This is a genomic window from Mucilaginibacter sp. OK098, from assembly GCF_900142915.1.
Taxonomy (GTDB): domain Bacteria; phylum Bacteroidota; class Bacteroidia; order Sphingobacteriales; family Sphingobacteriaceae; genus Mucilaginibacter.
Window position 1 is genome coordinate 96288 of the sequence record NZ_FRCM01000008.1, and the last position, 22616, is coordinate 118903.

20 protein-coding genes are annotated in these 22616 nt (G+C 39.8%); 9 read left to right on the plus strand and 11 right to left on the minus strand.

The annotated features are described in order from the left end of the window. Window positions 1–70 precede the first annotated feature (70 nt). Complete coding sequence (locus BUE31_RS24825; RefSeq protein ID WP_143167251.1) at window positions 71–871, plus strand: hypothetical protein; 801 nt, start codon at window positions 71–73, stop codon at window positions 869–871. Window positions 872–1073: 202 nt separating this feature from the next. Here the strand turns inward: BUE31_RS24825 and BUE31_RS24830 are convergent, their stop codons facing one another. From BUE31_RS24830 to BUE31_RS24845, 4 genes are all read right to left on the minus strand, one after another. Next, window positions 1074–1679 carry a TMEM175 family protein gene (locus tag BUE31_RS24830; protein WP_073406566.1) on the minus strand — a complete coding sequence of 202 codons (606 nt, stop codon included), beginning with the start codon at window positions 1677–1679 and terminating at the stop codon, window positions 1074–1076. 221 nt (window positions 1680–1900) lie between these two features. Continuing rightward, the gene (locus BUE31_RS24835) at window positions 1901–4063 is read right to left on the minus strand and encodes an outer membrane protein assembly factor BamB family protein (RefSeq protein WP_073406567.1); all 2163 of its coding nucleotides are present in this window, start codon (window positions 4061–4063) and stop codon (window positions 1901–1903) included. Window positions 4064–4248: 185 nt separating this feature from the next. After that, window positions 4249–5094, minus strand: a complete 846-nt coding sequence (locus tag BUE31_RS24840) for an alpha/beta fold hydrolase (RefSeq protein WP_073406568.1) — start codon at window positions 5092–5094, stop codon at window positions 4249–4251. 12 nt (window positions 5095–5106) lie between these two features. After that, window positions 5107–5736 carry a LamG domain-containing protein gene (locus tag BUE31_RS24845; RefSeq protein WP_143167252.1) on the minus strand — a complete coding sequence of 210 codons (630 nt, stop codon included), beginning with the start codon at window positions 5734–5736 and terminating at the stop codon, window positions 5107–5109. A gap of 148 nt (window positions 5737–5884) precedes the next feature. Between BUE31_RS24845 and BUE31_RS24850 the strand changes: the two genes are divergently transcribed. Continuing rightward, window positions 5885–7168 carry a hypothetical protein gene (locus BUE31_RS24850; protein ID WP_073406570.1) on the plus strand — a complete coding sequence of 428 codons (1284 nt, stop codon included), beginning with the start codon at window positions 5885–5887 and terminating at the stop codon, window positions 7166–7168. Window positions 7169–7174: 6 nt separating this feature from the next. Here BUE31_RS24850 and BUE31_RS24855 read toward each other — a convergent pair whose 3' ends face one another. From BUE31_RS24855 to BUE31_RS24875, 5 genes are all read right to left on the minus strand, one after another. After that, the gene (locus BUE31_RS24855; protein WP_073406571.1) at window positions 7175–7843 is read right to left on the minus strand and encodes a hypothetical protein; all 669 of its coding nucleotides are present in this window, start codon (window positions 7841–7843) and stop codon (window positions 7175–7177) included. Window positions 7844–7924: 81 nt separating this feature from the next. Continuing rightward, window positions 7925–8872 carry a DUF5777 family beta-barrel protein gene (locus BUE31_RS24860; RefSeq protein ID WP_143167253.1) on the minus strand — a complete coding sequence of 316 codons (948 nt, stop codon included), beginning with the start codon at window positions 8870–8872 and terminating at the stop codon, window positions 7925–7927. Between the two features lie 25 nt (window positions 8873–8897). Then, on the minus strand, window positions 8898–9440 hold the full coding sequence (locus BUE31_RS24865) for a YceI family protein (RefSeq protein WP_073406573.1): 543 nt from the start codon (window positions 9438–9440) through the stop codon (window positions 8898–8900). Between the two features lie 4 nt (window positions 9441–9444). Beyond that, window positions 9445–10758, minus strand: a complete 1314-nt coding sequence (locus BUE31_RS24870) for a hypothetical protein (protein ID WP_073406574.1) — start codon at window positions 10756–10758, stop codon at window positions 9445–9447. A 2-nt stretch (window positions 10759–10760) separates the two neighbouring features. Next, complete coding sequence (locus tag BUE31_RS24875; RefSeq protein WP_073406575.1) at window positions 10761–11396, minus strand: RNA polymerase sigma factor; 636 nt, start codon at window positions 11394–11396, stop codon at window positions 10761–10763. A gap of 300 nt (window positions 11397–11696) precedes the next feature. Between BUE31_RS24875 and BUE31_RS24880 the strand changes: the two genes are divergently transcribed. Continuing rightward, window positions 11697–12494 carry a glycosyltransferase family 2 protein gene (locus tag BUE31_RS24880; RefSeq protein ID WP_073406576.1) on the plus strand — a complete coding sequence of 266 codons (798 nt, stop codon included), beginning with the start codon at window positions 11697–11699 and terminating at the stop codon, window positions 12492–12494. Window positions 12495–12621: 127 nt separating this feature from the next. Here BUE31_RS24880 and BUE31_RS24885 read toward each other — a convergent pair whose 3' ends face one another. Beyond that, the gene (locus BUE31_RS24885; protein ID WP_073406577.1) at window positions 12622–13824 is read right to left on the minus strand and encodes a glycosyltransferase family 4 protein; all 1203 of its coding nucleotides are present in this window, start codon (window positions 13822–13824) and stop codon (window positions 12622–12624) included. Beyond that, window positions 13821–15290, minus strand: coding sequence for an oligosaccharide flippase family protein (locus BUE31_RS24890; protein WP_073406578.1), 1470 nt, complete (start codon window positions 15288–15290; stop codon window positions 13821–13823). The genes BUE31_RS24885 and BUE31_RS24890 overlap by 4 nt, the downstream gene beginning before the upstream one ends. 187 nt (window positions 15291–15477) lie before the next feature. Here BUE31_RS24890 and BUE31_RS24895 point away from each other — a divergent pair, with 187 nt between their 5' ends. The 6 genes from BUE31_RS24895 to BUE31_RS24920 all read left to right on the plus strand — a co-directional run bounded on the left by BUE31_RS24895 (window position 15478) and on the right by BUE31_RS24920 (window position 22563). Continuing rightward, complete coding sequence (locus tag BUE31_RS24895) at window positions 15478–17124, plus strand: hypothetical protein (RefSeq protein WP_073406579.1); 1647 nt, start codon at window positions 15478–15480, stop codon at window positions 17122–17124. Further along, window positions 17111–18073, plus strand: coding sequence for a glycosyltransferase (locus tag BUE31_RS24900; protein WP_073406580.1), 963 nt, complete (start codon window positions 17111–17113; stop codon window positions 18071–18073). The genes BUE31_RS24895 and BUE31_RS24900 overlap by 14 nt, the downstream gene beginning before the upstream one ends. An 8-nt stretch (window positions 18074–18081) precedes the next feature. After that, window positions 18082–19164, plus strand: a complete 1083-nt coding sequence (locus tag BUE31_RS24905; RefSeq protein ID WP_083620300.1) for a glycosyltransferase family 4 protein — start codon at window positions 18082–18084, stop codon at window positions 19162–19164. Beyond that, window positions 19161–20282 (plus strand): DUF1972 domain-containing protein, encoded by a 1122-nt coding sequence (locus tag BUE31_RS24910; protein WP_073406582.1) that lies wholly within the window; start codon window positions 19161–19163, stop codon window positions 20280–20282. The genes BUE31_RS24905 and BUE31_RS24910 overlap by 4 nt, the downstream gene beginning before the upstream one ends. Beyond that, window positions 20266–21531 (plus strand): O-antigen ligase family protein, encoded by a 1266-nt coding sequence (locus BUE31_RS24915; protein WP_073406583.1) that lies wholly within the window; start codon window positions 20266–20268, stop codon window positions 21529–21531. Before BUE31_RS24910 ends, BUE31_RS24915 begins: the two co-directional genes overlap by 17 nt. Window positions 21532–21648: 117 nt before the next feature. Next, on the plus strand, window positions 21649–22563 hold the full coding sequence (locus BUE31_RS24920; RefSeq protein WP_234997909.1) for a nucleotidyltransferase domain-containing protein: 915 nt from the start codon (window positions 21649–21651) through the stop codon (window positions 22561–22563). Window positions 22564–22616 lie beyond the last annotated feature (53 nt).

Here is a 22616-nt window from a genome sequence, read left to right on the forward strand (position 1 = left end):
CTATCATTAAATTAACATTTTTGCTAACCTGCTCTGTAATCAATATACGGGGCTTAAGTTTTCATTTTACATGCTGAATTTTAATCTTCAACAAAAACTTCATTATACATTACGTTTTGCAATAGCTATGTGCTTCATAGGCCATGGATCGTTCGGAATAATTACCAAAGCAATATGGTGTAATTACTTTGCTGTGTTTGGCATAGGTAAGGTAATGGCCTACCAGCTAATGCCCTGGCTTGGCGGCTTTGATATTCTTTGCGGCATAATTATGCTGATATATCCTTTAAGGATCATCCCTCTTTGGCTGGTAATATGGGGTATGGTAACAGCCTTCTTACGCCCAATGTCTGGTGAGCCATTTGCCGAATTTATTGAACGCGCCGGAAACTTTGGCGCTCCATTAGCGCTTCTGCTATTATCAGGCGGCATACAATTAAATATTAAGAGACTGTTTACTCCTATTAACCCCAATATTGGGGTTGATCCCAAAGTATTATCAAGAGTTACATCATGTTTAAAGGCAGTAGTATTCCTGCTGCTTGCAGGCCACGGCTGGCTTAACCTGATCGAGAAGAAGGGCCTTATGGGGCAATACACAAACCTTGGCTTTAGTAACCCTGCAAGTGTCGCCCATTTAATTGGCGCATTAGAAATTGCGGCAGCAGCAGCCGTGCTGATAAAACCTATCCGCCCGGTATTGCTGGTGTTTTTAACCTGGAAAATTATCAGCGAGCTGTTTTACCCGCATTATGAAATATTTGAGTGGGTTGAACGCGGTGGCAGCTATGGCTGCATCCTGGCGTTATGGTTTGCCCTGTCGCAGAAAGCAGAAGCCCCACAATCCGTAAATAATTTACAAACAACGTAGTTGGGGGCATTGGGCATTAGTCATTGGTCATTAGTGAATTGGGTACTAATGACTAATGACACAATGCCAAATGGCTCCTTAAAAGAAAGAGCATTCTTAAATTGGCACAAATGACTAATGACACAATGCCCAATGACTCCTTAAAAGAAAGGGCATTCTTAAATTGGCACTAATGACCAATGACACAATGACCAATGACTTTTCACTTACAAGGCGGCTCTTCAATTCCTATCTTCTTTTCTATCTTCTTTTCTATCCTTTTGTCGGGTGTGAACCAGATGCACGCTACAACTATATAAAGGGCGAAGCCAACCTTTGAGTTTAAAAATGAAACAATAATTGCAACCGCATATATAATGGTTGAAATGGTACCTTTCCGGTCTTTTCCAATTGCCTGTGCCAGCAACGAATCGCGGCCGTGATGCCTGATAAGAGCCATCAGGAACAACAAATAGGCTAATGAGCACATAATCAAAACAATTCCGTAACAGGTAACTGGCCAGTGGGCAAAATGATTCTCCCCCATCCAGGAGGTAACAAACGGAATCAATGATAACCAGAAAAGCAAATGCATATTGGCCCATAGGATAGCGCCATTTACCGATTCAACAATCTGCATGGTATGGTGATGGTTATTCCAATAGATGCCTATATAAACAAAACTAAGTATGTAGCTACCAAAAACAGGCAACAGTGGCAGCAACGATTTGATATCTGCCCCGTGAGGCACCTTCAGCTCCAAAACCATTATAGTGATGATGATTGCAATTACCCCATCGCTAAATGCTTCTAAACGTCCTTTTTCCATAGTTAAAGTTTAATCAGCCTGTAAAATAAAAAAATATGGCGAAAGGAGAAAGTAAAAGGCGAAAGGTATAAATTCTAATGGTCAATTATTTCATTGATTCACTCCAATTTAACGCAGGCCTTCGACCTGCGCTGGCATATTAGGCCCTTACAGGGCCAGAAAAATGAAAATCCCAAAGGAAAGGGCTAAATCCCCCAGCGCAGGCCTTCGACCTGAGTGTTTTAATCCGGTAATGCGAAACAAACATAACTATCGCCTGACTTGCTTCCTATTTTGCCGCCTCCGCAGGCTATAACCACATATTGTTTGCCATCTACAGCATAAGTTGCAGGTGTAGCATAACCGGCGGCAGGTAATTTTGCTTCCCAAACCTGCTTGCCAGTATTTTTGTCAAAAGCCCTTATCTGTTCGTCTTTTGTTGCTGCAATAAATACCAGGCCGCCCTTTGTTACCAGCGGACCGCCATATAACTCCGTTCCGGTAATTGGGATTCCTTTTTTTGTAAGCTCAGGGTATTCACCTAATGGCACTTTCCATAAAATCTTCCCCGAGGTCAGGTCGACCGCGTTTAGCGAGCCCCACGGTGGTTTAATGCCGGGATAGCCGTCTTTATCTAAAAACCGGTTATAGCCATTCATTACATAAGGGATTGTATTTACAGGGTTGGCAGATACAGGCTCCTTAGCCATCAGCCGGGTTACCGGTTCCTTTTCAGGCAATTTCAATACAAACGCAAGCAAAGCTTTTTTCTCATCGGCAGGGATCTGTTTAAATGAAGGCATCATATTACGCCCGTTTGCCAAAATCTGGCTTACCTGGTCTTCATTATATTTTTTGTCGATGTTGACTAATGATGGGTACGATGTGCCATTACCCTTTAATTCCGCTCCATGACAAGCAATGCAATATTTGTTATAAATAGCATGCCCCATCCCCTGCATGGTGTGATCATCCGTATTTTTTGGCACATCAATCATTACCTGTGCCCATGGCATTTCGCTGTTGCTGATGTACATAATTTTAGATACAGGGTCAACAGCCGCACCGCCCCATTCACCGCCACCGTCAAAACCGGGGAAGATCCAGTCGCCATCTTTACTTGGCGGGGTGAACATGGTATTATACTTTACCTGTTTGTATTTATCAAGCATATCCTTGTGCGTTTCAGGGCTGAGATCAGTTACATCCTCGGGCCCGAAATGCTGACGGGCAAAAGATTGAGGCAATGTGGGAATCGGTTGTGTAGGCCATGGCTGCTCGCCCGGTAGCGCATTTTGCGGCACAGGTTTTTCTTCAATCGGGAATATAGGTTGACCGTTAGTTCTATCGAACATAAAAATATAGCCATACTTGGTTATTTGCGCCACAGCGTCAATTGTTTTGCCGTTATGCTTTATGGTTACAAGGTTTGGGTTAGCCGGCAGGTCACGATCCCACAGATCATGATGGACCACCTGGTAATGCCAGATGTATTTACCTGTTGCCGCATCCAAAGCAACAAGTGAGTTAGCATAAAGATTTGCTCCTTTACGGTTGGCGCCATAAAAATCGCCGCCTATTGAACCTAGCGGGATATACACAATACCCCGTTTTTCATCAAGCGACATGCCCGACCAGTTATTTGCACCACCCAATCTTGTCCAGGCATTTTTATCAGGCCATGTTTCGTATCCTTTCTCTCCTGGATGCGGGATGGTATGAAAGATCCACCTGAGCTTGCCAGTACGTACATCATAGGCACGGACATGGCCCGGTGCAGCATCTTCCGATTCGTCAACACGGGCGCCTATTATCAAAACATCTTTATAAATTACACCCGGCGTAGTGCCTGATACATATGATTTTGTTTCCCTGCCCAAATCCTTTGTCAGGTCTAAATACCCGCCCCTGCCAAAGCTTTTAATAGGCTGGCCATTATCTGCATCAATGGCATAGGTTTTTGAGCCGACGCTATAAAAAATGCGTTTGTTTTCGCCGTTTTCATCTTCCCAGTAAACTACCCCTCTGCACACCTTGTAATAATCTTTTTTTGAAGTGTCCTGCGTTGCAGGGTCAAACAGCCATTTTTGCACGCCGGTTGCAGCATTTAGTGCAAACAATTTTAGTTTGGGGCTGGTTGCGTAAAGTATGCCGTCAACCATTACCGGGTTACACTGATTTTGGCTGTGGTTGGCGCTATCCTTATCGTTTGAGCTATAAGTCCATGCAACTTTAAGCTGGCTAACATTTGCTAATGTTATCTGCTCATTTGATGAATACCTGTTTCCTTCTTTTGAGCCGGCATAGGTACGCCATTCACTATTATCCGAAGCTGATGAATGCTTTTTACATGAAGTTATGGCGCTTATTGCAAGTAGCAAACAAAATAAGGGAAGAATTTTCATAAACGAGTTTAGCTTTTAATTGGAGCAACTAAAGCTAATCACATTATGTTAAAAACAAAATAGCGTATGCAATACTTGAGCGTTAGGTTTTATTAACATGTTTCGTATGGGCCTCTCCCGCAGGCCTTCGACCTGCGAAATAAATGGCGTTAGAAATTCTAAAAGCAATTTCCTTTTTGCCTGGTTTAATTAACAAAAGGCATCACAATAGCTTCCATCACCTCAGGCCTGCGGTAAAAAACAATATGATCAGACTGAGGAATAATGGCCAGGCTTGCATTTGGGAGCTGTTTATAAACCTTATAAAAATTATCTATTGTGTTATACTGATCCCTGTCGCCGCCAACCACCAGTACCGGGCATTTAACATTTTTTAATTCCGATGGCTCAACTTTAACCTGCGTTAACCATGCATGTTTTAATTTATCAACAAACTCATCCCATCTTTCCGGTTCAGGCATTAATTTTTTGCGGTCCTTAACAAAATCTGGGTAATCCATTTCCATTGTTTTGCCGGTTGTTTTTTCAAGATCTGCTGTTACACCCGGTCTGTAATCTTCCTTCGAAATATTTCCGCCCGCAAAAACCAGTTTCCTTACTATTTCAGGGTGTTCTATGGTTAAATTCATAGCAATTACAGCGCCATCGCTAAAACCAATAACTATGGTACTATCGCTTGTAAGGTGTTTAATAACGGTATAAGCATCCTGCGCCATTAGTTTATAAGTAAATAACTGGTGGCCAATCTCTGATTTCGCATGTCCGCGTGTTTCAATTGCTATCACCTGGAAATGCTCGCTCAGTTTTGGGATCAGTTTTTCATATTCTGAGATATCGCCAAACAAACCGCCGTGCAACAATACAACTGGGCGCCCTTTACCGTACACCTCATAATAGATCTTTGTGCTATCCCCAACTTTTAAATAATGCCCGTTAGCCGGATTATTACCATATTGAATACCGTTGCTTATTTGTGCATTTGCAACGTGTGAGGCAATTATTATAATAAGAAAAACAAATATTGTACGCATGATAAATGATTGTTAAAGGTTTGTTACTACTAAGTTTTTATAGGCCCCAATACTGCAGTTCCCTAACCAAAAGCCAACTGATCCGGTTTTAAGGCTGGCATCAAGGTTAGTATAGACCATTACAGGCTTTGGCTGTTTATCAACAAATACAGTTAGCGTACTGCCTTTAACAATTAGCTTTACATGGAACCAACCATGCAGTGGTAGTGTAGCTTTGGCCTGGTATTTATCGGCCTCATAATCCCACCAGTTAAATTCAGGTTTCTTTTCGGGCATGTATTGTACTGCGTTGATAGTACCTGAGCTTTCGGGCCTGAAATAAAGGGTTTCGTAATGATGTGCATCGCTGATGCGGAATGCCAGGCCAACAAAACCACCTTGCTTACCGGGCCAGGAAAGGTAAGCCTCGATAATGCCATTTTTAAAGTTTAATTTTTTAGGATATGCTACGCTTGCAGACTTATAATTGCCTATTTTTCTTTTCAGCAAGAGCGCATTATCAAAAGCATAATCCAAAGTATCGGTACGGGGAATTATCCAATCTGCTACCTTAATAGCTGAATAATTATGAACTACCGGTTTTTTCTGAGCAAATACCCACGTAAACATTACGAGCATTAGCGATGTAAATATTATTTTCATTTTTTATGTATTTAGATGCTTATTTTTAAATCAAAACTCACAAAACATTAATAAACGCTGAGTTCAAAGCCATTTCAATTTTGTTCAATTTTTATAAACTGATTTTAGGGATGAAAAAAATAAAACGAGGTGGCTATTTTTAACCCGGATGGAAAAAGAAAAACAACTGTTGTTATTATGCCGTAAACTGATTGAGCAATCTCTTAATTGGGGTGATGGTAGTATATGGAGCAATGATGATTTTGAGCAGCTAGGCGAAAAGATCTTTGATAAAACAAAGGTTAAGCTCAGCGTATCAACCCTAAAAAGAATTTGGGGGAAGGTACGCTATGAAAACTTCCCCACTACGGCCACACTAAATGCCTTAGCCGGTTTTGTAGGATACGAGAGTTGGCGCGATTTCAAACAGAACAACCTTGTTGAAGATGAAATACAAATAACAGATGAGCTCGCCCCTATTCAAAATGATGAAGCACCAGCGGCCGCTGTCAGCAAAATCAAATGGGCTGCAATCCTAATCATATCTGTTTTGGCTATTGGAGCAATTATTTTTGTGATATCTCAAAAAAAAACTAAACCTGTTGATCTCAATAAAATAAAATTTGAAGCTATAAAGGTTTCTGACTCGCTGCCTAATTCTGTTGTATTTAATTATGATATCGCCCCATTTAAAGCTGATAGCGCATTTATCCAGCAATCATGGGATCCAAGCCGGATAGAGAAGATCCCTATAGGCAGCAAGCAGCATACTTCCATTTATTACGAGCCGGGCATTTTTATTGCAAAGCTTGTGATCAATAATAAAGTAAAAAAGAAATGTGTGCTTTATATAAAAACCAAAGGCTGGAAAGCTATTATTAACAAACGCCCGGTTCCCACCTATCTCTCGGCAAAAGAAATAAAAGGCAATGGTTTTATGGGGGTATCTGATGAAACGCTTCATAAAAAAACAGGTCTGCCCGTTTTTAATGATACATGGACATATTTTTTAAACGTGCATGAGTTTAAAGATATTGACGCCGGTAACTTTACTTTTGAAACCACCCTGAGAAATGCATCTGCAGTAGAAGCATCTGTTTGCCGTAAGGTAAGGGCCATAATTTTAGGCAGCAGCACCGCCATTATTATTCCGCTGGGCGATAAAGGTTGCATTTCGACGCTGGACCTGTGGACGGGAGATCAATGGATTGGCGGCAAAGACCATGACATGAGCGCCTTCGGCTGCGATTTCACTAAACTACAAAACCTTAAATGCCGTGTCGAAAAAAACTCTTTTAAAATTTACCTGAACAACGAGCTGATATTTAGCACTATACAAAAACACAGCCTTGGCGAAATTGTAGGCATAAGATTGGAATTTGAAGGGAGCGCCGAAATTAAAAACGTAAAACTATCAACGCCGGGCTCAGGTTCTCATAACGACAATTTTTAAAACCATCTACTTTGCATCAGGCGTTTCTATATGAACGTCCCAAACCCGGGCCTCTTCAATAACCTCCGGATCGTGCGAGCAGATAAATAAACCTAACAAGGCTTCGTCCGACATGTTTTTCATTATATGTGCACCAACAGTTTTAAGCGGCTCTCCAACGTGGCCAATCCTCATTATTAAACGTTTGCCTATCCGTTGCAACTGGATCACTTCAAATTTCTTTTCGGGATAAAAAATCTCGCCTTCCGGGTCTTTCATGTTTTCGCCATTGAGAGATCGCCATTGCATTACGGTTAATCCATCGCCATGTTCAACCGTATTCAACTCAATTGATTTCTCATCAGCTGATTCTCGGATCATCCAGCCAATTTTACGGTGATCATTACCTTTTGCACCTAAAAATTCAAAATTGGCCGTAGCAATAAAATCGCCCTTTATTTTTTTGTAAACGTATTGAAATTCATCCCGGTTAAACCAGATGTTGTAGCCTGATCCCTTTATAAAGTAGGTATGCGTTACCTTATCATACTGCGCCGAGCCCGCATTTTTTGGATGGCCTATGTCACCATGATAATCAAAGATCCCAATAGCATCAGTTTGTGCCAAAGCACTGTTATAAATACAAGTAGATAATATAAAACATGTAACTATCGAAATAAGAGATTTCAGTTTCATAAAAAGACCGGTATATGTTTACAGCTAATAAAGCTATAAAAATACCAGCCTTTGTTATGGTTGTTTTTTACCTTTTACTAATCAATTATTGCCTTTAACTTCTTCTTTTTTGTCTTTTTTATGCCCGTTAAAGTCAAACATCCGCGAGATAGTGAACCCTAAACGATATTGCCCCCTGCCATAGGTGGATTGTGTGCTGCTTAGGTAATTGATTTCGTTAACAGCCCGGGCATTAGTAACGTTAAGGGTAAACACGTGGCCCCCTGTTTCAACTTCATAGCCAAAACCAAGCGGGTCGGAAAAGCCGTTGCCTTTAGTATGCTGATAAGATGAGAATGAATGCGCATAATCAACAATAAAGCCGCTATGGTTTGAAATCTTTAAACGCAGGGTTCCTGAAAGCGCAAAAAAATCAAGGTCATTATTGGGCACAAATGGTATTGGCGTATTGTTGCGTACAAACGATGGGGCTATTTGCAAAACATTGCCCGGTGAAAAGCTATGCGCTATAATGGCTTGTCCGAAATAGGAAAACCTGTCTGATGTTTTGATAAAGTTCACGCCATAAGGCCTGAAACCCGTTTCGCCAATTAAGGTAATGGCAAATGGCGAACCATCGTTAGCCTGGTGCAATACAGCATATTTTAGCTCCAGGTCAGCCAGGCCGCCAATTGTGCTCCGGCCCATGTCAATGTTAAAATTATCACTCAAACCGTATTCAAATCCTATATATACATCGGCAACGGCATCTAACCCAAAATAGGTTTGGCCACCGCCTACCTTACCGGCAAAATCTCCAAAACGATGGATGACCAAAAAGTTAAGGTTATTCTTCTTTATTGTTTCGGTGCTTTGCGATAAAACAAGCCTGGATGATTTATAAATGGCAATTGGCCCTTTTGCATCATCTTTACTCATTGAATTTAACAGCGAATCGGCTGCGGTTGCTTTTTTATCAGAATCGGCTTTTTGAGCCATTGCGCTAACGCTTATTACCAGGAAGCTTAACAGGGTTATACATCTTTTCATGTCAGAATTATTTAGTGTGATTTTTTTATTTATTAGGAGCGTAAGTTGCTGCAACATTTATCTTAATGCTTTCGGCAATGTTGTGAAACACAAGCCGTGGGATCTCAATATGATGATCGGCACATTTAACCATAAATTCCGATTTCAGGCTTACCACACCGCCTTTAACCGTTATAGTGCCGGGTATTGTTCTTTTAGCGGTTACATTGTGCGCAGTAAAATCTCCGGTTACATTTACCGGGTAGCTTCCATCTTTGCTGACATCTACCTTCTCGGCAATTTTACCCTTAAAGGTTGCCCGCGGGTACTTATCGCTTTCCATATAATCGGAATTAAAGTGTTCCTGCATTAATGATTTTTCAAACTTGAACGAGGTAATTGCTACGCTAAAATTTACTTCGCCAGTAGCCACGTTTAAAACTGATACACCTGTAGATGTTGCTGCTTTAATATCCTCGATTGGCGCAGTTGAAAACAATGTGACACTGGCATTTTTACAGACATAGAGGTCCTGTCCTGTCTGGAAGGTTGTCATCCAGGCAAGTAAAATAATACTGATATGTTTCATTTTTCTAGGGTTTTGTTAACGAGTTTAAGTTCCAGCTAAGCCCAACGGCCACACCTGTTGTTTGTAATTTAACCTGGCTGTAGCCAACGTTTGAAAGCGGGAGTTTCATGTATGGTTGCACACTGATCCCCACTTTTGAGTTTATTTGTCTTTCGTAAGTGGCATTTAAATTCACTATGCCAAAAAAGTATTTCCCCGGGTTAGGTACCGTATAATTTAAAGGACCGGTAGAGCCCCCATATTGATAAGTAAACTTATAGCTTTCATGAAGCATTAAATATGATGATAACCCGGTGCCAATTGATATTTTATCCTGGCGCTTATGATAAACCTGGTAACCAACATTAAGCGGGATGTCAAGCATACGGCAATCAGCAGTAACATTCAATGGCTCAACGGCCCATTTATAACCGGCACCAGTATTATAGTTGTTAAAGTTGGTTATATACGGCTTAACCGAATATAAGGCACCAGTGCTTATTGTTAACTTACGCGATACCCCCACAGCGAATGTCATACCTATATTTGTTCCAACCTTGCTTTGCTGAAAAGAGCCAACCCCATTTAAATCAGGCGCTGCAACCACGCTTAATGCATACTGAGGGCGAAATCCAGCCTTCGGCTTAACTTTATTACTATTTTTAGCTGTAGCCGGGCCTGTTGTTGGACTATAAGCCGGTTTGTGAAGATCAATCTGTTTAACCTGCTGATCAGCCATTGATCCCGGATTAAAAACCGGAGCCGCATTTATTGCCATTAATTCCGCATCTACCCGATTATTTGACATGTCAATTCCAATCCTCTTTTCAACAATCGTATCTTTTTGAGATCTACCCGGAGATAAACCCAATACAGGTTTCTGATTCTTATTTTTTAGCGCATAATTTACATTATAAGGCGTTTTTTGTACCGGGGCCAAAGGCTGCTGTACAGCTTTTTGCTCCTTAGTTTGATCCTGTGCCTTTGATCCTGCTGCCGCCTCCTTGTTCATTGCAGTATCTGTGGCTTTTGGCTGAGCAGTTGCCTGCCCGTTTACAGTAGTATCAGCTGTTTTGCGCTGAACAGCCATCTGTACCTGGTCTTTGGTTGATTTATCACCGTTTTTTGGCCTGAAAGCCCACCATCCTAACAACAACAACAACATTGCAGCTATACCGCTTAAAATTGGCCATAAATAGCTAATACCCTTACGTTTGGGTTTACCAAGCATTTCTTCAAGCGCATCCCAATCCCCCTCCTCGTACCGGATCTCATCGACCGGGTCATCCAGCTTCTTTTTAAAAAGATCGTCTAATCTTTTTTCGTTCTCTGTGTTCATTCTCAAATACCTTTGTTTAAATACACCCCATTCATGTTTATTGCTTTTATAGCAACAATCGAGGTGGAATCCATGCCAGTGTTATAATTAGCATTATTGGCAGACGAGTCTGCTTTAAATATCATTTGCTTTAGTTTTTGCCTTGCCTTATGCAAATTTGACTTTGATGTACCGGCGTTAATATTAAGCATTGTTGCAATTTCTTCGTGCGAATAACCCTCAATAGCAAAAAGGTTAAACACGGTTCTGTAGGCCTGGGGAAGTTTTTGAACCATGGCCAAAAGATCATTATAGTTCAGGTTTTTATCAGCAATATCTCCATCGCTAATGTGTTCAGCCTGGTCAAGGTCTTCAGTATAAGCCATTTTAAGATTAGCCCGGTAAAAATCAATCGAAACGTTCATCATGATCTTTCCAAGCCAGGCTTTAAACGGCCTGCTTGTGTCAAAACTTTCTATATGGGTAAATACTTTAAAAAAGCCCTGGTTCATTACCTCAGCTGCCTCATCGCGGTTCCCTGCATAACGCAAACAGATCCCCATAGAAAAACCATAGAAAGCTTTGTAAAGCATTTTCTGGCATTTTCTATCCTGTTTTATACAGCCCCTGATCAGATGATGTAAGTCTTCTTCTCCCATATGGGTTATATCCTGTTATCCATATTAATTCCCATTACTTAAACGCTATCACGTTAATTAGTCAAAAAAGGTTGCCTGACAGCTTCAAAAAAATTATACCTTAAATTAATTTCCTGATTATCAATAAGTTAAAATAAACTATAATTTTCAATTTTGTTAACCGATTTTAATTGTAATTCCGCAAGCCTGTAATTATTAAAAGTAATTTACTCAAAATTAGTTAGCCAAGGCAACCCTTTTAATTAAATACACGATATAATTAACAAACACACGCCAGCAAAGGCACATAAATTTAATTAAATGGTTCCGGTTTCTGTTATTATAATCACTAAAAATGCCGCCGATATAATTAAAGGTTGTATAGAAAAAGCCAGGGAGCTAACCGACGATATTATAATTATATATAATGGAAGCGAGGAAGAGGCGCCAGGTGTGGCAGATCCAAATGATTGCAGGGTTTATAAAAAAACATGGGACGGCTATGGCGCCAATAAAAATAAAGGTGTTGAAGCGGCAAAGTATAACTGGATATTAAGTATCGATTCTGACGAAATACCCGATGATGAACTGATAAGCGCTATTCATAATTTGAATTTTAGCGATGTTAAAGTTGTGTATGATATTAAGTTCAGATCGTACTTTGGAAAAAAGGCCATCAGGCATGGCAGCTGGGGAAGAGATCATCATATCCGGTTGTTTAATCGCGGGTTTGTTAAATGGTCTGAAACATTGATCCATGAAAAATTAGTACTGCCGGCTTACATAGAAAAGAAAAAAATAGATGGGTATATGCACCACTATTCGGTAAATGATGCTTATGAATTTGAAAGCAAATGCAGCTACTATGCAAAGTTAAGTGCTAAAAAATATTTCCGCGCCGGAAAGAAAGCAACTTTTACCAGGCTGTATATATCCCCTGTGTTTAGTTTTATTAAAAATTATATCGCTTATTTAGGTTTTTTGGATGGGCGCGAAGGTTGGAAAATAGCTCGGACAATAGCTAAAAACACAAGCCGTAAATATCATTTTTTAAGCCAAATGGAAACCCATGGGGAAAATAAGCAATCGGCTAAGGATAACCTGGTGGTTGAGTACTGACAAGCGCCGGATGTCATGGTGAGGCACTCGAACCATGCGGGTAAAGGCCTCTTCACCATGCTGAGCAGGCGGACAGGCCACTGCGCTCATGCTTCGAGTGCCCTCAGCATGACACCCTTTGGTGTATTCAATATTTCAAAACCTTTTTATAAAACTGAATAGTTTTAGCTGCAATTTTACTTATCTCAAACAGCTCCCTAACTTTTTCATTACCGGCTTTTGCCAATCTTGCACGATCAACCGGGTTATTCAGCAGGTACAAAATAGCTGATGCAATTTGACCAACATCATCGGGATCAATTAACAAACCATTTACCCTATCATCAATTAGTTCAGGGCCCGATGTACGATTTGAATTAATAACTGCGGTTCCACAAGCCATTGCTTCCAGGGGCGCTAAAGCAAACGCTTCTGCATATGAAGGAAAAATACTTATTGCCGAGGCTGCTAAATGATCATATAATTCACCTGTTATTACATGCCCCATAAAGCTTACCGATGCTTTTGCATCATCCGTTAATTGAGCGATAACTTTTTGTTGTGAGCCTTTTCCTAAAATCAGCAGCCTTGCATCTGGCATGCTTTTATACACAATATTCCAGGCTTTGGCTAACTGGTAAATTCCCTTTTTGGCTACCAGCGTACCTGTAAAAATAACCTGTTTCGGATTTTTGGGAACATTCCTGGCAGGCAGATCTGTTTGAATACCGTTATATAAAACCTCAATTGCCTTATTGTATGAAAGATATACAGCACTTTTATCAGCAGTATAGCTGCTTGCACTTGATATTGCTGCTGCCTTGTTTAAAATAGTTTGTTCCATTTTAACAACATGGGCCGGCGCTTGCAGGTTTGCTTCCCTCGCAAAATAGGTCATCGAGCCATTCATTTTAACAACTACAGGTACAGATAAAGCAGGGAAAGGAACATAAGTGCTGCAAAACCTTATGTAGTCGTTATAATCAGGCATTTCAATAATGTCAATCTTATTCTCAACAATTAGCTGCTCAAGTTTGTCTTTATAGATAGCCAGGCTTTTTTTGATGTCCCGCTCCATCAACCCCGAATCCTTTAGCAAGCGGGTACCAATGCGGGATCTTAAAGAAGTTTCATTGCTCAAAAATCTAAAGTTAAAACCTCTTCTGAAACGATAGACCGTAACGCCTTCGTCGTTAAATTCATTCGCTCCGCCATAACCCGGGCCATACAAACCGGCTACTATTACCTTATGTCCAAGCTTTACCATTTGCCGGGCTATCAGCCTTACGTAGGTACCTATACCGCCATGCTTGCCGGGAGGGTATTCATCGCATAGATATAGGATATTCATTTTGTAAGTAAATGCTTAAAATTATAAATATGCTGCTTATTTATCTGTTTTGATAATACGGTAATTAACAGGTATAAAACAATGGCAATTACCAACTGAATAAGGAAATGAACATTAAGGCGCGTAGTAACAAAATAAATAATAATTGCTTCGGTGGTAAAAACAATAATGGGGCGCAAAGAGATCTTCATAATTTCTTTACGTACCAGCCTGTAATACAAACAAGCCTGTAATATAGTTGTAGTTAAGAATGCGATGGATGCGCCCAACCCGCCAAACCTTGTAATTAAAATTAAATTCAGGGCGATATTGGTTATAGCGCACACCACTGTTATAAACGATACCGACTTATATTTTTTAGCCCCAAAGCTTAATGACCACAGCAGGTTTATAAAAAACTGCAATGGAATACATAGCGATAATATCAAAAACTCTAATGAATTTGATGCCCCGTATTTGCCGTTGGTAATTAAAGTAAGCAATGGCGCCCATAAAATATTGAGCAATAATGGTATGGATGCGGCAAAAAATATTTCGACGATGTTAAATGATTTGATATACTTTTGATACTCTATATCAACAATGTTATTTCCAGATAAAAGCCTTGCGAAACGTGGCAAAATTATCGGCGCTATAATTAGCATAGGCAACCTGGCCAGCTCATAGGCCCGGTAAGCAAAACTATAATCAGCTAAAACACTGCTGGTTGTCATAATCCCCAGCAGGATCCAATCCATCCGCGACAGGCTTATATCAAAAATAACCGAAATATATTGTGCAGATGATTCTTTAAGCAGTTTTTTGTAGGCTTTAAAATGGAATTTAAAACTAAAGTTTGTTTTGGCAACCAGGTATATCATTAATCCGGAAAGCTCAAATACAGCGGTGCAGATCAGTATAATTAAAACTGTATTTATATAAAGCTTCCCTTGAGTCATTAAAAACCAGGCGGCGGCTATTTTGCATACATTGCTTATAACCGCAATAATGCCATACGGAGTAAACTGCTCTTTTGCATTTAAAAATTGCTTCAATGGCACTCCTATAAAAATTACTCCCTGTGCTAAAAAGAACCATGGGAGGTGTTTATAAATGCCGGCCGGGCTTTTTATCACCCCATTAAGTAACAAAAGCAGCAAAAAGGTTATTAAAAACCCTGCAATTGAATGTATAAAAAAGGCAGTCGCCGCCCAGTCAGATCTTTTTGATGCTGCTATCCGGCGTACTACAACCTGCTCCAGGCCAAAACCAAGTATAGTAGTTAAAAATACAGATACGGCGTTTGTCCAGCTTATTATGCCAAATTCATCTTTGGAAATATAGATCGAAATAAAATAAAAGAATACCCCACCCAGGATCTGTACAGAAATTGCCTGCAAGCCTGAAGAGAAGATCTTTACTAATAGCTTATTTTTAACCAATGCTGTTTTATTTCTGAGTTCATCAAAATTAGGATTATCTTTCAATTGCAGCGCTTTAGTCCATTACGTGAAATATCTTCATTTGGCTGCCTTGAACTTAAAATAGTTTTCTACCAAAATTAATTGATAAAATAGCGTTCTCCGCGCATTGTTACAGGCAACCCTTTCAGTTTTAAAGCCGTAGTCTATAATAGCCATTATATGGTTTTGAAGCTTGATTAATTGATTGCGAATGTTGAACGGTATTGTTGATTTTAATTTTAGAAAGGTCATAAGCAAGATAGACTGGAAGCTGCTGTTGTTTCTTATGCTCTTTTTAAATGTAAAGCTGGCCATAAAAATCCCCGCCATTATTATTATTTACCTCCTGAGGTTCAATTTCAGGTTTAAGTTCAGTTTTAAAAACTCAAGGCTGCCACTTTTCTACTTATTAATAATGCTTATTCCTTTTATTGATCTTATAGTTAATAAAGGTTATACCAACCCTAATTATCTTGGTGTATTTTTTATGGGGATGGGATTCTGGCTGTTATGTATTTTAGCCATTCACCAGGTTAAGCTGTCTGTTGAAAATACAGAGGCCGAGATCATCCACAGAACCATCCTGGTATTTTTTGTAATTAACGCCTTTATTTCCTTCTATAATTTTGCCGGTATTGTATGGGAAACCGGAGCCATTAATCCCTACCGGTACCAGGGGCAGTATCAAAAATATTTTATAGGCACTGGCGATTATATAAAAGGCCTAACCTTTGATACATCAACAACTAACGCCGCTTTAAATGCCATTGGGGTTATTTATTTTTTAGTAAGAAAAAATAACCTAATGGTGCTTTTATGTATGGCAGTGCTATTATTTACGGGCAGCAACTTCCTAAACATAGCATTGATTTTCATACTTGCCCTGTTATTTATTTTCAGGAGCACTAAAGATCAAAAAAGCCTTATTGTTGTTTGCCTGATGATGCTGGTTGTTTTTATGGTAAAAATTTCGCCGCAAAATGACCGCTATGCTGTTAAAACCTTTAGCGATGTTATCCATCCGCCAAATCCTCAGCTAAGTAAAACGGCAATAGCTAACAAGTGCACCAATATCCCCACACTTGAGGAAACAAGGCGGAGAATTGCCATACATTACCTGGATAGCATTAAAAAATTACCGGGTAAGAAGCCTAAAAAGCTACTACCCTATTTAGCTGTATTGCCCAAAACCGGCCAGGGAAGGATCTTTGTTGATACAGCCGACATTAATTCGCTTGCATACCAGTCAATAATTGACACCACTGCTCAACAGCATATATTATTAAACTTTATTGATGCTCATAAAAACAGCCTTCCGCTATCGGCACAAAAAACATTTAAGCCAGGTTTACCGGGTAAAATAATCGGGTTTCTCCAAACCGTATTGTTTTTTAAAGAACATCCGTCAAAAATAATTGCAGGCGCGGGTATTGGTAAGTTTTCGTCAAAGCTGGCTTTCAGGGCTACCAGTTTTGGCTTTGCCGGTGGATATTCTGCAAAGCACAATTACATTAACAGCGATTTTTTAACCAATCACCTGGATGTTTACCTGAATTTTTTCAGCCGGCGTTCCGGGTTGCATTCATTAACCAACAGCCCCTATTCTGTTTATGACCAGCTTATGGCTGAATATGGTTTGCTTGGCTTACTGGTCTTCGCTATATACTACCTGGGATTTTTTGCCAAACATCATAAAACACTTACATACGGTTTACCCCTGCTGCTGTTATTAATGATGATATTTTTTACAGATTACTGGTTTGAGCAACTATCGGTGATTGTATTTTTTGAATTGCTTTTACTGCTCAACATTAAAGAAACTACTAATAAAGCACAATTGAATTATGGATCTGAATAATCCAAAGGTTACTGTTTTAATGCCGGCTTATAATGCCGGTAAATATATAGGTGAGGCAATAACATCTGTACTGGATCAGTCATTTACTGATTTTGAGCTTTTGATAATCAATGATGGGTCTACAGACGATACCGAAAAAATTATCCGGTCGTTCAAAGATCCAAGGATTGTTTTGATAAGCCAGGACAATAAGGGAGTTTCTGCCGCGCTAAATTTGGGATTATCACATGCACGGGCCAACTATATAGCCAGGTTTGATGCTGATGATATTTGCCTGCCAAACCGGTTAAAGATTCAATATGATTTTATTACAGCTTATCCTGAATATACCATAATAGGCTCGGCCGTTGAGTATGTGGATGCCGACGGTCATTATATTTTTACCCATCATCCCGAAGGGCATCTTAATGAAGAGATCCAGCAGCTTAAATATTCTGTCTGCCCGTTTATTCATTCCAGCGTGTTTTATAAAAAAGATGCGGTTGTAAATAACGGAGGATATAATGAGCATGCCTATACCTATGAGGATCATTTTTTATGGGTGAATATTTTAAAAAATGAAAAGGCCTGCAATCTTTCACAGGCACTTATAAAAGTAAGGCTAAACCCGGAATCGATAACGATAGATGAGAAGTGGCGCACACGTAAATTCCGTTCCATAAAATACTCCACATTAAAAAATAAAAACATTACTGAAGCCGAAGGGAACGAGCTATCCCAGATAGGTGGTAAACAATATTCGCCCAAAATAAAACAAGGCGCTTATTATGCGCTGTGCGGTAAAAAGTTCCTGCTCAATAATTACCAGCCCGAAAAGGCCCGGCTAAACATGATAAGAGCCATTAGCCTGCACCCGCTGCGTTTGGACAATTACCTGATCTATACGGTTAGCTATTTCCCTGAACGATTTATTACCTGGCTGCATAACATCAGCATGGGTAAATTTTAAAACCAAAAATGAAGATGAAGGTAGCATTTATAGCAAGATCAACATTATATACGGTACCCGGTGGCGATACTGTGCAGGTTGTGCAAACAGCCCGGCAGCTAACCAATATGGGTATTGAAGTTGATATATTGCTGTCAAAAGAAGTGATACCCTACGAAGAGTATGACCTGCTGCATTTTTTCAACCTGATTCGCCCGGCCGATATTCTTTACCATAGCAAAATGGCCAAAAAGCCTTTTGTTATTTCAACCATTTTATGCACCTACGGCGAATACTATAAATATAACCGTGCCGGCCTGGGCGCAATATTTACCCACCTGCCCGCAGATGGTGTAGAATACTTAAAAACCGTTGCCCGTTGGATTTTGGGTAAAGATCATCTTTCGAGCATTGATTACCTATGGAAAGGGCAGCGCAAAAGCATTATTGAGATCCTGAAAAGGGCAGACATGGTGCTGCCTAACTCCGAATCGGAATACAGGCGGGTACAGGAAAGCTATCCTTGCAAGGTTACCCATATGATCATCCCAAATGGTATCAACCCGGATAAGTTTCCTTTTAACACAACTTTAAAGAAGGACGAAAGCCTGGTGATCTGTGTAGCAAGGATAGAGGGACGTAAAAATCACCTCAACCTTATAAAAGCTTTAAATAATACCCGGTTTAAGCTGGTAATTATTGGCGCCCCTGCACCTAACCAGGATGATTATTACCAGCAATGCCGCAGTATCGCAGCAACCAACATTACCTTCCTCGACAGGATCCCGCAACAGGAATTACTGGAATATTATCAGCGAGCCAAAGTACACATTTTACCCAGTTGGTTTGAAACTACAGGTTTAAGTTCTATCGAGGCAACCGTTATGCACTGCAACATAGTAATAACTGATAAAGGTGATACAAGGGATTATTTTGGCGATGATGCCGTTTACTGTGATCCGTCAAAGCCTGAAAGTTTACTGGCGGCAGTTGAGGAAGCAAGTACAGCGCCATTCAACGAGAACTTACTGGATAGAATATTAAAAAATTACACCTGGAAACAGGCCGCAGTACAAACATTAAAAGCATATCAATTAGCAGCTATAGCATGAAATTAAGAATAGCAATATTAGGCACCCGGGGAATTCCGAATTATTACGGGGGGTTTGAGCATATCTCGGAGTATGTTTCAGAAGGCCTGGTAAAAAGGGGGCATTCGGTTACAGTTTACAATTCGCATAATCACCCCTATAAAGCGGATAATTGGAACGGGGTGGAGATCAGGCATTGTTATGATCCTGAATACCTGATTGGTACCGCCGGGCAATTTATTTATGACTTAAACTGTTTGCTGGATGCCCGCAAAAGAAAATTTGATGCTATTTTAATAATGGGCTACACCAGCAGCTCGGTTTGGGGTAAGCTGTATCCGGCAAAAAGCACCATTATTACCAATATGGACGGGCTGGAGTGGAAACGTTCAAAGTACTCTCCAAGGGTACAGCAGTTTTTAAAATATGCCGAAAAGCTTGCTGTAAAATACAGCCAGTTCTATGTCTCCGATTCCCTGGTTATTAAATCATACCTGGGCGAAAAATACAACATCAACAGTAAATATATTCCTTATGGGGCTGATCTGTTTTCGGAAGCGGAGCGTGAACAAGTGGACAATGGGGAAGCCCTGAAGGAAGATTACTTTTTGCTGATGGCCCGCATGGAGCCCGAAAACAATATTGAGACCATACTGGAAGGTTTTAATAACAGCAGCTCGCACCGTAAATTCAAAGTTTTGGGCGATACCAGCAACCGGTTTGGCAAGTTCATTACCCATAAATTTAAAAACGATGAGCGCATTGAATTTAAAGGGTCAATTTTTGATACCGGCAAGGTACGCGCATTGCAAAACAACTCGTACCTGTATTTTCATGGGCATAGCGTTGGCGGTACTAACCCATCTTTATTAGAGGCAATGGCCAGTGAAGCTTTGATCGCCGCACATAATAACCCTTTCAATAAATCGGTGCTGCATTCAGATGCCTTTTACTTTTCAAATTCAAAAGAGGTACGGAATATTGTTGAAACGGTTCAAAGAAAAGAAACTGAAAAAACAATGGTTAGCAATAATGTATACAAAATTAAATACCAGTTTAACTGGGAAAAGATAATTGACCAATATGAGCAGTTTATTATAGAATGCCATAATAATTCAAACTATGAGCGAATTGTTTAGGATTGAGGATAGCCTTACTAATAAAATAAGTTATTATCACCTAATGCTGTTAATGGCATCATTGCCGTTTGACATGTTTTATAGTCACCTTATTTTAATAAGCTTTGCCATACATACCCTGATCCATCTCAACAAAAAAACAGTTAAGCCAATCTTCACTTTGCGAACACTGGCTTTACAATCCGTATTTTTTGTAACGCTGATCTGTATTGTTTATACCACAAACACCAACCAGGCTTTTACAGAATTAGGCCGGCGGAGTATCATTTTCCTGATCCCCATATTATTCTGTCTTAATCCGCTCGATATAAAAAAATACAGGCCGCAACTATTACTATCGTTTGCCCTGGTTTGTACCCTAGCTATTATTTACCTGTACGTTGACGCATTTGTTACGATCCGGCATTACCATTTGCCATTTTATGTACTGTTTTCCAAGTTTTTTGCCAATCATAACTTTTCAGAACCGATTAATATGCATGCCACATTTTTTGCTATGCAGGTAGCATTATCGCTGGTTTACCTTTTATCGGTTTTAATAAAGGAGAAGGCGTTTTATAATAGGATTTTTTATTTAACGTGCTGCATGATACTTACTGCGGGGCTTATTCAGCTTAGTTCAAAATCGGTTTGTATTACGCTGCTTCTTATTGTAAATATTGCCATCCCTTATTTTTTATTGCGGGGCGCAAGGCGCCGTAAATTCATTTTGGTTACCGCATCACTATCTGTTTTGTTGATGGCCGGTGTTTCATTGTCAGGCACCTTCAGGGAACGGTACATTACCGAGTTAACAACTGATCTGTCGCCGGCAAAAGTTAATGAAGTTTTAGATTCCCGCCTTACCAGGTGGAATGTTGTTGTTAAGTTGATAGCGAAAAGGCCGTTAACAGGTTATGGAACAGGTTCGGAAATTGGTTTGTTACATGAGAGCTTTTTCAATAACAAATTATATAATTCGTTTTTAAACAATCTTAATTCACATAATCAATATTTGAGCTTTCTTTTAAAATCAGGAATTGTAGGCCTGCTTGTTTATATAGCCACTTTAGTTTTTGGTTTCCGGATCGCCTTTCAACAAAAAGACCTGCTGTTTATGGCGTTTATGGCAGTTATTGCAACGGTTTCACTTTCCGAGAATTTCCTGGATGTTGATAAAGGGATCATTTTCTATGTGTTTTTCTTCCCGTTTTTTATTTTTTCGAATGAACGCACGACTATAAATTATGCACCAATAAAACCGGGATAAATATTTAATAACATTGGCAACCAAACAGTTAATTGCTCCGTCATTATTATAAAGCTACTTTCAATATACAAGTAAATGCAAAATTATTCATACCCGTTAATCAGTAAAAACTTGTCAGTGATTAAAGAAAACATATTAGAGACCCTGGCTTATTTTGACATGTTTGATTATCCTTTATTAAGAGGAGAGATTTATCTTTTTCTTAAAAACAAACAGGAGTATGGAGTTTTTGATGATGCATTGAAATGCCTGCTCGAAGGAGGTATGATTCACCAGTTTGATAGGTTTTATACCTTAAAAAACGATCACCTGCTAGTTGTACGGAGAAACGAAGGGAATAAAAAAGCCGCTGAATTAATTAAAATAGCCGAAAAGGTAGGTAACCTTTTAATCCGTTTTCCCTACGTACGCGGAATAGCTATATCAGGCTCATTATCGAAAAACTTTGCAGATGAAAACTCAGATGTTGATCTTTTTATTATTACTGCCAAAAATAAGCTGTGGATAGCCCGCACCATTATGCATTGCTTTAAAAAATTAACTTTTTTGGTTAATAAAGAGCACTTGTTTTGCATGAACTATTATATTGATGAGCAGCAACTGGAAATAACAGAAAAAAACCTTTACACTGCAATTGAAATAGGCACATTGATACCCTTGCAGGGTGACACCGTGTTTGAACGGTTTTATACTGCAAATGCCTGGACCATGGAATATCTTCCAAATAAAAACATGCGGATAGCTTCGGCAAAGCCTGTTAAGGGTGGATTTTTCAAGAGCTTTTTAGAATGGCTATTTAACAACCGGGCAGGCAATACCATTGATAATATGCTGATGAAAATTACCGGTGGCAGATGGCTAAAAAAAACACAGCAAAAAAAGCTGAACAGTCATGGAATAATTATGGGTATGGATACCGGCAAACATTATGCAAAGCCCGATCCCAGGAATTTTCAAAGCAAGCTATTGGCAAGATATCAGTTTAGGGTTGACAGGATTTTGCGTGCCTATGAAGATAGCCTGGCACATTAAAAAACGGGGTATTGTAGAGACGCGATGCTTCGCGTCTAAAAATATGCATTGCG

Coding starts and splice junctions, on each gene's coding strand:
- BUE31_RS24825 (WP_143167251.1), top strand. CDS start 71: ATGCTGAATTTTAATCTTCAACAAAAACTTCATTATACATTACGTTTT.
- BUE31_RS24830 (WP_073406566.1), bottom strand. CDS start 1,679: ATGGAAAAAGGACGTTTAGAAGCATTTAGCGATGGGGTAATTGCAATC.
- BUE31_RS24835 (WP_073406567.1), bottom strand. CDS start 4,063: ATGAAAATTCTTCCCTTATTTTGTTTGCTACTTGCAATAAGCGCCATA.
- BUE31_RS24840 (WP_073406568.1), bottom strand. CDS start 5,094: ATGCGTACAATATTTGTTTTTCTTATTATAATAATTGCCTCACACGTT.
- BUE31_RS24845 (WP_143167252.1), bottom strand. CDS start 5,736: ATGAAAATAATATTTACATCGCTAATGCTCGTAATGTTTACGTGGGTA.
- BUE31_RS24850 (WP_073406570.1), top strand. CDS start 5,885: ATGGAAAAAGAAAAACAACTGTTGTTATTATGCCGTAAACTGATTGAG.
- BUE31_RS24855 (WP_073406571.1), bottom strand. CDS start 7,843: ATGAAACTGAAATCTCTTATTTCGATAGTTACATGTTTTATATTATCT.
- BUE31_RS24860 (WP_143167253.1), bottom strand. CDS start 8,872: ATGAAAAGATGTATAACCCTGTTAAGCTTCCTGGTAATAAGCGTTAGC.
- BUE31_RS24865 (WP_073406573.1), bottom strand. CDS start 9,440: ATGAAACATATCAGTATTATTTTACTTGCCTGGATGACAACCTTCCAG.
- BUE31_RS24870 (WP_073406574.1), bottom strand. CDS start 10,758: ATGAACACAGAGAACGAAAAAAGATTAGACGATCTTTTTAAAAAGAAG.
- BUE31_RS24875 (WP_073406575.1), bottom strand. CDS start 11,396: ATGGGAGAAGAAGACTTACATCATCTGATCAGGGGCTGTATAAAACAG.
- BUE31_RS24880 (WP_073406576.1), top strand. CDS start 11,697: ATGGTTCCGGTTTCTGTTATTATAATCACTAAAAATGCCGCCGATATA.
- BUE31_RS24885 (WP_073406577.1), bottom strand. CDS start 13,824: ATGAATATCCTATATCTATGCGATGAATACCCTCCCGGCAAGCATGGC.
- BUE31_RS24895 (WP_073406579.1), top strand. CDS start 15,478: ATGTTGAACGGTATTGTTGATTTTAATTTTAGAAAGGTCATAAGCAAG.
- BUE31_RS24900 (WP_073406580.1), top strand. CDS start 17,111: ATGGATCTGAATAATCCAAAGGTTACTGTTTTAATGCCGGCTTATAAT.
- BUE31_RS24905 (WP_083620300.1), top strand. CDS start 18,082: ATGAAGATGAAGGTAGCATTTATAGCAAGATCAACATTATATACGGTA.
- BUE31_RS24910 (WP_073406582.1), top strand. CDS start 19,161: ATGAAATTAAGAATAGCAATATTAGGCACCCGGGGAATTCCGAATTAT.
- BUE31_RS24915 (WP_073406583.1), top strand. CDS start 20,266: ATGAGCGAATTGTTTAGGATTGAGGATAGCCTTACTAATAAAATAAGT.